The sequence below is a fragment of the Melaminivora sp. genome (genome assembly GCF_032059615.1).
Taxonomy (GTDB): Bacteria; Pseudomonadota; Gammaproteobacteria; order Burkholderiales; family Burkholderiaceae_C; genus Melaminivora.
Genome location: NZ_DAMCAM010000014.1, coordinates 44245 through 53538 on the forward strand (window position 1 = coordinate 44245; position 9294 = coordinate 53538).

Annotated in this window: 10 protein-coding genes; 6 read left to right on the forward strand and 4 right to left on the reverse strand. The window is 69.9% G+C overall.

Annotation, left to right across the window (positions count from 1 at the left end):
- Positions 1-41: 41 nt before the first annotated feature.
- Positions 42-827: a methyltransferase domain-containing protein gene (locus RT051_RS04900; RefSeq protein WP_313072809.1), complete on the reverse strand. Its 786-nt coding sequence runs from the start codon at positions 825-827 to the stop codon at positions 42-44.
- Between RT051_RS04900 and gloB the strand changes: the two genes are divergently transcribed.
- Both gloB and RT051_RS04910 read left to right on the forward strand, forming a co-directional pair.
- A complete protein-coding gene (gloB, locus tag RT051_RS04905) occupies positions 826-1605 on the forward strand; it encodes a hydroxyacylglutathione hydrolase (protein ID WP_313072814.1) in 780 nt (259 codons plus the stop codon). The genes RT051_RS04900 and gloB overlap by 2 nt on opposite strands.
- Positions 1602-3143, forward strand: a complete 1542-nt coding sequence (locus tag RT051_RS04910) for a transglycosylase SLT domain-containing protein (RefSeq protein ID WP_313072819.1) — start codon at positions 1602-1604, stop codon at positions 3141-3143. Before gloB ends, RT051_RS04910 begins: the two co-directional genes overlap by 4 nt.
- A gap of 208 nt (positions 3144-3351) precedes the next feature.
- On the opposite strand, the gene RT051_RS04915 is transcribed toward RT051_RS04910, so the two are convergent.
- Complete coding sequence (locus RT051_RS04915) at positions 3352-4425, reverse strand: ABC transporter substrate-binding protein (protein WP_313072823.1); 1074 nt, start codon at positions 4423-4425, stop codon at positions 3352-3354.
- Positions 4426-4576: 151 nt separating this feature from the next.
- On the reverse strand, positions 4577-5023 hold the full coding sequence (locus RT051_RS04920; protein ID WP_313072827.1) for a DUF1810 domain-containing protein: 447 nt from the start codon (positions 5021-5023) through the stop codon (positions 4577-4579).
- Between the two features lie 107 nt (positions 5024-5130).
- Between RT051_RS04920 and RT051_RS04925 the strand changes: the two genes are divergently transcribed.
- Complete coding sequence (locus tag RT051_RS04925; protein ID WP_313072829.1) at positions 5131-5412, forward strand: type II toxin-antitoxin system RelE/ParE family toxin; 282 nt, start codon at positions 5131-5133, stop codon at positions 5410-5412.
- A gap of 15 nt (positions 5413-5427) precedes the next feature.
- The gene (locus RT051_RS04930) at positions 5428-5721 is read left to right on the forward strand and encodes a HigA family addiction module antitoxin (RefSeq protein ID WP_313072832.1); all 294 of its coding nucleotides are present in this window, start codon (positions 5428-5430) and stop codon (positions 5719-5721) included.
- 36 nt (positions 5722-5757) lie between these two features.
- On the opposite strand, the gene RT051_RS04935 is transcribed toward RT051_RS04930, so the two are convergent.
- Entirely contained in the window at positions 5758-6657 is a 900-nt protein-coding gene (locus tag RT051_RS04935) for a LysR family transcriptional regulator (RefSeq protein ID WP_313072836.1), read from the reverse strand.
- 135 nt (positions 6658-6792) lie between these two features.
- On the opposite strand from RT051_RS04935, the gene RT051_RS04940 reads away from it, so the two are divergent.
- Both RT051_RS04940 and RT051_RS04945 read left to right on the forward strand, forming a co-directional pair.
- Entirely contained in the window at positions 6793-8316 is a 1524-nt protein-coding gene (locus RT051_RS04940) for a CoA-acylating methylmalonate-semialdehyde dehydrogenase (RefSeq protein WP_313072839.1), read from the forward strand.
- A gap of 218 nt (positions 8317-8534) precedes the next feature.
- A partial coding sequence (locus RT051_RS04945; RefSeq protein WP_313072842.1) for an acyl-CoA dehydrogenase family protein occupies positions 8535-9294 on the forward strand: 760 nt, incomplete at its 3' end.

The following is a 9294-nucleotide window of genomic DNA, read 5'->3' on the forward strand; positions in this document are numbered from 1 at the left end:
CTCTCCAGAAAAAACCAATGCGAATAACCGGGGCGCCGCCTTCAGCGCCGCGCCTGACGCCGGGCCACCTGGGCCTGCGCCGCCACGGCCGGGCTGGCACTGCGCCAGGCCGGCTCGAGCAGCCGCGCACCATGCACGCGCTTGACGGCCACCGTGATGTAGGCCGCGCCGAACACCGGCCACCAGCGCGCGCCCAGGCCGTCCATCCATTCCCAGCGCGCCAGCCAGCGCTCGCTCTGCACAGCCGGTCGAAAGCACCCGTAGCTGACACTCTCCAGCTCGAAATCGAGCAGCTGCAGCCAGTCGCGCAGCCGCCCGGGCGCGATGAACTCGCCCGCCTCGGGCAGATAACGCCGCCCGCCCGCGCCCACGCTCTGGTACAGGCGCGCGCGCCGCTGGCGCAGGCCCCACAGGCTCCAGGGGTTGAGGCCGCTGATCACCACGCGCCCCTCGGGCACCAGCACGCGCTGCACCTCGCGCAGCGCGGCGTGCGGGTCCACGCTCAGCTCCAGCGTGTGCGGCATGACGACCAGGTCCACGCTGGCCTCGGCAAAGGGCAGCATCACGGGCTCGGCCATCAGCCCGGGCGTCGTGCCCGCCAGACCATCGGCAGAAAAAGCCTGGCCTTCGGCCTCGCCCAGCGCCAGCCAGCGGTGCGGCATCCGGTTGGCGCGCAGGCCGTCCAGCGCCGGCAGGCCCAGCTGCAGCGCGTGAAAGCCGAAGACGTCGGCGACCAGCTCGTCGTGGCGCGCCTGCTCCCAGGCCAGCAGATGGCGGCCGGGGGGGGTATCCAGCCAGTGGTGCAAACCTATAATCTCGCCGCTCATGAAGTTGCTGCCGCTGCCCGCCTTCGCCGACAACTACATCTGGATGCTCGAAGGCGCCCGGGGCGCCGTGGTGGTGGATCCGGGTGACGCTGCGCCCGTGCTTGCGGCGCTGGGCAGCTCGGGGCTGCCGCTGGCGGCGATTTTAGTCACGCACCACCATGGCGATCACACCGGCGGCGTGGCCGAGCTGCGCGCGAAGACGGGCGCCGTCGTCCACGGCCCGGCGCGCGAGGCCCTGCCCGAGCCTGTCGCGCGCGTGACAGGTGGCGACACCGTCACGGCGCTCGGCCTGGCCTTTGAAGTCATCGACGTGCCCGGCCACACCGCCGGCCACATCGCCTACCACTGCGCCGACGCGGGCGCGGGCGGGCCGCTGCTGTTTTGCGGCGACACGCTGTTTTCCGGCGGCTGCGGCCGCGTGTTCGAGGGCACGCCCGGGCAGATGCTGCAATCGCTCGAGCGCCTGGCCGCCTTGCCGGGCGACACCCAGGTGTGCTGCGCCCACGAATACACCCTGTCCAACCTCAAATTCGCCCGCGCGGTGGAACCAACGAACGCCGCACTGCTCCAGCACAGCCGGCACTGCGAGCAGCTGCGCGAGCGCGGCCTGCCCACCCTGCCCTCCACCCTGGCGCTGGAGCGCCAGATCAACCCTTTCCTGCGCACGCGCGAAGCAGCCGTGGCCGAGGCCGCACGCCGCTACGACGCCCGCGTGGACCCTGCCTCGCCCGTGTCCGTGTTCGCGGCACTGCGCCAATGGAAGAACGAGTTCCGATGAGATTCCTGCACCTGCTGATGCTTGCCAGCCTGCTGTGGCTGACCGGCTGCGCCACCACTGCCCCTGGCGACGCTTCTTCCTCCGGCACCGACCTCGCGCACACCCCGCTCTACCCGGCCGGGCCGCTGCGGCCCATCACCGCCGGCTCGACCGGCGGGCGCATGGTGGCGGGCATCGACGCCCCAGCCGACCTGTGGGACCGCATCCGCCGCGGCTTTGCCATGCCCGACCTGGACGGCGAGCTGGTCGCCGACCGCGAGCAGTGGTACGCCAGCCGCCCCGACTACATGCAGCGCATGACCGAGCGCTCGCGCAAGTACCTGTTCCACATCGTCGAAGAGCTGGAGCGCCGCGGCATGCCGACCGAACTCGCGCTGCTGCCCTACATCGAGAGCGCCTTCAACCCGCAGGCCGTCTCCAGCGCCAAGGCTGCGGGCATGTGGCAGTTCATGCCGGCCACGGGCACCTACTTTGACCTGAAGCAGAATGCCTTCCGCGACGACCGGCGCGACGTGCTGGCCTCGACCCGCGCGGCGCTGGACTACCTGCAGAAGCTGCACAACATGTTCGGCGACTGGCACCTGGCCCTGGCCGCCTACAACTGGGGCGAAGGCAGCGTTTCGCGCGCCATCGCCAGGAACGAGAAGCAGGGCCTGGGCACCACCTACCCGGAGCTGACCATGCCCGCCGAGACGCGCATGTACGTGCCCAAGCTGCAGGCGGTGAAGAACATCGTGGCCGACCCCGAGCGCTTCGGCGCCGAGCTGCCGCTGATCCTGAACCACCCTTATTTCCAGAGCGTGGAGATCACGCGCGACATCGACGTCTCGCTGGTGGCGAGCCTGGCCGGCATCCGCGAGGAGGACTTCCGCGCGCTCAACCCCTCGCTGCACCGGCCCGTCATCCTGGCCGCGGGCATGCCCCGCATCCTGCTGCCCTGGGACAACGCCCAGGTCTTTCGCCGCAACCTGGAGGCCTACAGCGAAGGCCAGTACGCCAGCTGGACGGTCTGGACCGTGCCCGGCAACATGACCGCCGCCGCCGCCGCCCAGCACGCCGGCATGAGCGAGGCCGACCTGCGCCAGGTCAACGGCATCCCGCCGCGCATGATGATCAAGGCCGGCTCGGCCCTCATGGTGCCGCGCGCGGCCACCACGCGGCAGGACGTGTCCAGCCACCTGGCCGACAACGGCCAGATCGCCTTCACCCCCGAGGTGGTCACGCGCCGCACCACCGTGCGCGCGGGCAAGCGGGACACGGTGGCCAGCATCGCCCAGCGCTACAAGGTCAGCGCCGCCGACGTGGCCGACTGGAACGACCTGAAGACCAGCAGCCGCTTCAAGCCGGGCGAGAGCGTCACCATGTACCTGCCCGTGCGCCTGACGGCGCAGTCGCTGGCGCGCACCAGCCCCAGGCAGCCCGTGGCAGCACCCGCCCCCAGCACGCGCACGGCGGCCTCGCGCCCGGGCGCCGCCCGCCCGGCCGCCGCCAGCGCCCGCGCACCGGCCAAGGTGCGTGCGCAGCCCAAGCGGCGTTGAAATCAAATTTAATAGCTAAAACTCCATAGCCGGCGCGGGCTATCGGCCGTTTCGCCTATTACTCCCTCCCCCTCCGGGGGAGGGTTGGGGTGGGGGCCAACCCTCCCTGCACTGCGGCGCCGGCTCCCACCGCCAGCCGCCCCATCCCCACCTTCCCCCAGAGGGGGAAGGAGCAAGACGTGGTCCCCACAGAGGGCGCGGGATAAAACTAGACCTGCTCCAGCCGCTGCTGCGCCCGCTGCGCCCAGCTGTTGCTGTAGGTTTTCTCCAGCAACACCCGCGCCTGGGCGGCGGCGGGCTCGGCGCGCGTGACGGCGCGCAGGGCCGTGGCCGGGCCGTCGGCCGGCATCAGCCCGTCGGGCGAAAGCGTTTCACGCACCTTCTCGAACGCGGCCAGGTAGGCGCCCCGGTCGCCCAGCAGATAGGCCTTGGGCACGACGCGCGTCAGGTCCGCGGGGCTGGCGGTCTGCAGCCAGCGCAGCGCACGCGCCATGGCGTGTACCAGCGCCTGCGCCTCGCGTGGCTGGCGCTGCACGAAGAGCTGCGGGGCGAACAGGCAGGCGCCGGGCATGGGCCCGCCGTAGAGCTGGGCCGAGCCCTTGAGCGAGCGCGCATCGGCCAGCACGCGCGCATCGAGCCGCTGCTCCAGCAGGGTGATCACCGGATCGGCATGGCACACCGCGTGCACGCGCGTCTGCCGCAGCGCATCGACGGCCGCGGCGCCGTTGCCCACAGCCAGAAACCTGACGTCGCCGGGGGCGATGCCCGCCTCGCGCAGCCACAGGCTGGCCAGGTAGTGCGTGGACGAGCCGGGCGCGGTCACGCCCACGCGCAGCCCCTTGAGGCGCGACAGGCCTTCGGCGCTGGCGTAGCGGGCCTGGGCCGTCAGCGCGATCTGCGGCGCGCGCGCCAGCAGCACCAGGCTGCGCCAGTCGTCGCCGCGCAACTGGCCGCGCACCACATGCTCATAGGCGCCACAGCAGACATCGGCCGCGCCCGCCGCGAGCGCCCGCGCCGCCTGCGCACCTGCGGCGTAATCGGTGACCTGCACGGACAGGCCCTCGGCGGCGAACAGGTCCAGCTCCTGCGCGACCAGCAGCGGCAGGTGGTAGAGGGTGGCCTGCGCCCCCACGGCCACGCGGATGGGTGCGCCGCCACCGCCGGCCGCGGGGCCATCCGCCATGCCCCCGGCCAGGGGCCTGAGCGCCCAGGCCGCGCCGGGCAGCGCCGCGGCGGCAGCGGCCTGGACGAACTGGCGACGGGTGGGCAGGAAGGGGCGCATGGCGAGGGAGGGCGGTGGCTGCGGCGGGGCGCCGAGGCGGGGCGGAAGCGGGCGGCACGGCAAATGTTGCAGTGCAGCAATCGTGCCCCAGCCCGGCGCCGCCGGCACTGGGGAGAACCCTTGCGCAGAACTGCGTACGCGCGCCGGCAGGTCAGCGCTGCGGCTGCAGCAGGGCGAGCGTGGCCTCGTCGGGCACCCCGCCGTACAAGGCGTTCAGCGCCTGGGCGAACAGCGGATCTTCCGGGGCCACCTGGGCGAACAGGGTCAGGCACGAGCGCAGCTTGAGGGCATCGACCGCGCCCAGCATCTGCCCGGGGCTGCGGCCCGGGTGGCCCAGCAGGGCGCGCACGCATTCGCGCAGGCGCGCGCCCAGCACTGGATGCGCGGCGTAGGCCGCAGCCTCGGCGCCGTCGGCCAGGCCATAGTGCCAGGCCATGTGGCTGCGCCCCAGGCCGCGCAGCTGCGGCAGCACATACCAGATCCAGTGCGTGCGCTTGGCGCCGGCCCGCAGCTCCGCCAGGGCCTGGTCGTAGTCGCGCTGCTGGGCCTGGAGGAAACGCTCCAGCGATCGGGACTCCTCAGGGTGGGCAGTTTGCATGAAAAAGGCTCCTTCGCGTTGCAGGGCCTTGACTTTCAGCTATCGGATTTGCACTGCAGCACAGACGCCCGATTGCATCTAGCAACGATGCACGATACAACACGGAAATGATTACAGGATTTCGGCACAAGGGCCTTGAAGCCTTCTACCGCACCGGCACGACGAAGGGTATCCAGTCAACCCATGCAGCCAAGCTGGGCCGCATCCTGGGTGCGCTCGACGTAGCCGCGGGGCCGGAAGACCTGAGCTTTCCAGCGTTTCGGCTTCACCCACTGAAAGGAGAGCTCAAAGACTTCTGGTCAATCACGGTGAACGGCAATTGGCGCGTGATTTTCCGTTTTGCCGGGGCGGCCGATGTGGAGCTGGTCGATTATGTGGATTACCACTGACAAGGAGTGCGAAAGATGATGAAGAACCCCCCTCACCCCGGAGAGCTGTTGCGCGAGGATGTGGTAGCCGAGCTGGGCCTGTCCGTAACCGAGACGGCGGAGCGCCTGGGCATGTCCCGCGTGGCTTTTTCGCGGGTACTGAACGGCAAGGCTGCCGTCAGTCCCGACCTGGCCATCAGGCTGGAACGGGCAGGCGTCAGCACGGCCCGTGCATGGCTTGCCATGCAGGCCAACTACGACCTGGCGCAAGCCATGAAGCACCCCCAGCCACCCGTGCGCCCCTTGTTTGCGACAGCACCCCGCGTGTGAAGCCTGGTGCCCATCCATTGCGCTCATCCATTGCGCTCATCCACTCGGCCGCAGCCGCGCCGCCTCGCGCTGGCCCACGTCCTTCAGGAAGGCCCACACGGCCTGCGTGCGCGCCAGGTGCTTGGCCTCGGCCGGCATGCTCATCCAGAAGGTGCGCACGAAGCGCGCCTCGGCCGGCAGCACGCGCGCCAGGGTCGGGTCGCGGTCGGCCAGGAAGGCCGGCAGCACGGCCAGGCCCGCGCCGGCGCGCACGGCCTCGTATTGCGCGGTCACGCTGGTGCTGCGCAGGGCAAAGCGCTCGGGCGGCCAGAGCTGGTCGATGAATTGCAGCTCCTTGGAGAACAGCAGGTCGTCCACGTAGCTGACGAAGTCATGGTGGCGCAGGTCCTCGCGCCGCGCCACCAGCGGGCGGCGCGCCAGGTATTCGCGCTGGCCGTACAGGTGCAGCGTGTAGTCGGCCAGTTTGGTGACCAGCACCGAGCCGCGCTTGGGCCGCTCCAGCGAAATCACGATGTCCGCCTCGCGCCGCGACAGGTGCAGCATGCGCGGCACGGCCAGCAGGTCGATGGACAGATGCGGGTGCTGGCGCGCCAGGTGCGCCAGGTGCGGCGCCAGGATCAGCGTGCCGAAGCCCTCCGTCACGCCCACGCGCACCAGGCCGCTGGGGCCGCCGGCGGCGGCGTTGGCGGGCGACGCGCGCTCCACGCCCAGCACGGCGGCCTCCATGGCCTCGACCGATGGCAGCAGCTGGCGGCCGGCCTCGGTCAACCGGTGGCCGGCCGCGTCGCGGGCGAACAGCGGCGCGCCCATCTGCTTTTCCAGCGCCTGGATGCGCCGGGCCACGGTGGTGTGCTCCACGCCCGAGCGGCGCGCGGCAGCGGCCAGGGTGCCGGTACGGGCCAGCTCCAGGAAGTAGCGCAGGTTGTCCCAGTCCATGGTGCCTCAGTGCCGGTTGTGCAAATTTGCAAAGCCAAGGTGCGCGATTATCTATTGCCCCTGTAATTTTGCACGCCTACCATAGACGCCGTTTTGCATCACCCTTCCCACCCCTCTTTCAAGGAGACACGCGCCATGGACGCATCCACCACCCAGAACGTGCAGGCCCCGACGGTCAAGCTGCTGATCGACGGCAAGCTGGTCGAATCCAAGACCACCCAGTGGCGCAACGTGGTCAACCCCGCCACGCAGGAAGTGCTGGCGCGCGTGCCCTTCGCCACGCCCGAGGAAGTCAACGCCGCCGTGGCCAACGCCAAAGAAGCCTTCAAGACCTGGCGCAAGACCCCCATCGGTACCCGCTCGCGCATCTTTTTGAAGCTGCAGCAGCTGATCCGCGAGAACATGAAGGAGCTGGCCGCGCTGCTGACGGCCGAACAGGGCAAGACCCTGCCCGACGCCGAGGGCGACGTGTTCCGCGGCCTGGAGGTGGTGGAGCACGCCAGCGCCATCGGCAACCTGCAGCTGGGCGAGCTGGCCAACAACGTGGCCAACGGCGTCGACACCTACACCGTCATGCAGCCGCTGGGCGTGTGCGCCGGCATCACGCCGTTCAACTTCCCCGCCATGATCCCGCTGTGGATGTTCCCCATGGCGATCGCCACGGGCAACACCTTCGTGCTCAAGCCCTCCGAGCAGGACCCCATGGTCACCATGCGCCTGTGCGAGCTGGCCCTTGAAGCCGGCGTGCCCCCCGGCGTGCTGAACGTGGTGCACGGCGGCGAGGACGTGGTCAACGCCATCTGCGACCACCCGGACATCAAGGCCATCAGCTTCGTCGGCTCCACCAAGGTCGGCACGCATGTCTACAACCGCGCCAGCCTGGCCGGCAAGCGCGTGCAATGCATGATGGGCGCGAAGAACCACGCCATCGTCATGCCCGACGCGAACAAGGAGCAGTCGCTCAACGCCGTGCTGGGCGCCGCCTTCGGCGCGGCCGGCCAGCGCTGCATGGCGATTTCGGTGCTGGTGCTGGTGGGCGAGGCCCGCAAGTGGATCCCCGAGATCGTCGAGAAGACCAAGGGCCTGAAGGTGTCCGCCGGCACCACGCCGGGCGCGGACCTGGGCCCGCTGATTTCGTGCCAGGCGCGCGAGCGGGTCGAGGGCCTGATCGAGCGCGGCGTGCAGGAAGGCGCCACGCTGGAGCTGGACGGCCGCAACCCGCAGGTGCAAGGCTTCGAGAAGGGCAACTTCGTCGGCCCGACGATCTTCAGCGGCGTCAAGCCCGGCATGACGATCTATGACCAGGAGGTCTTCGGCCCGGTGCTGGCCATCGTCGAAGCCGACGACCTGGAGCAGGCCATCGAGTTCATCAACGCCAACCCCAACGGCAACGGCACGGCCATCTTCACGCAGAGCGGCGCCGCCGCGCGCATGTTCCAGGAAGAGATCGACGTCGGCCAGGTCGGCATCAACCTGCCGGTGCCGGTGCCGGTCCCGCTGTTTTCCTTCACGGGCAGCCGCGCGTCCAAGCTGGGCGACCTGGGTCCCTACGGCAAGCAGGTCGTGCTGTTCTACACGCAGACCAAGACCGTCACCGCCCGCTGGTTTGACGACAGCACGCTGCACCATGGCGTCAATACGACGATTAGTCTGAAGTGACATCCCCCTGAGGCGCTGTCGCGCCTTCCCCCTTCCCTGGCGTCGCTGCGCGACTTGGAAGGGGGACGACGCCAGTGCTGCGGGGCGGCCCTTGCGCAGCGTCTGCTGGCCTGGGTGCGCGCCCAGGTTTTGCCGTTGGGCACCAAATCGGCCTCCAGCGCTTACTGGACAAGCGCTGGCAGCTACAAAAACATGAGTATCCGAGGAGACCTTCGCGCATGAACTTTGACCTGACCGAAGACCAGCGCGCCTTTGCCGACGCGGCGCGGCAGTTCGCGCAGGCGGAGCTGGCGCCGCACGCCGCGCACTGGGACGCCGAGGGCATCTTCCCGCGCGAGGCGATTCAAAAGGCGGGCGAGCTGGGTTTCTGCGGCCTGTACGCGCCCGAGAACGCCGGCGGCCTGGCGCTGCCCCGCCTCGACGCCACCTTGGTGTTCGAGGAAATGGCCGCCGTGGACCCGAGCACCACGGCCTTCATCACCATTCACAACATGGCCACCTGGATGCTGGGCACCTGGGCCACGGATGAAGTGCGCGCCGAATGGGGCGAGCCGCTGACCAGCGGGCAAAAGCTGGCCAGCTACTGCCTGACCGAGCCCGGCGCCGGCTCGGATGCCGCTTCCATCAAGACCCGCGCCGAACGGGTCGGACATGAATACGTCATCAACGGCGCCAAGGCCTTCATCAGCGGCGCCGGCTCGACCGACGTCCTGGTGCTCATGGCCCGCACGGGCGATGCGCAATCGGGTGCCGGCGGCATCAGCGCCTTCGTCGTTCCGGCCCACCTGCCGGGCATCAGTTACGGCAAGAAGGAAGAAAAGATGGGCTGGAACAGCCAGCCCACGCGCACCATCAGCTTTGACAACGTGCGCATCCCCGCCAGCCACCTGCTGGGCCGCGAGGGCGAAGGCTTCAAGATAGCGATGAAGGGCCTGGACGGCGGGCGCATCAACATCGCCACCTGCTCCGTCGGCGCCG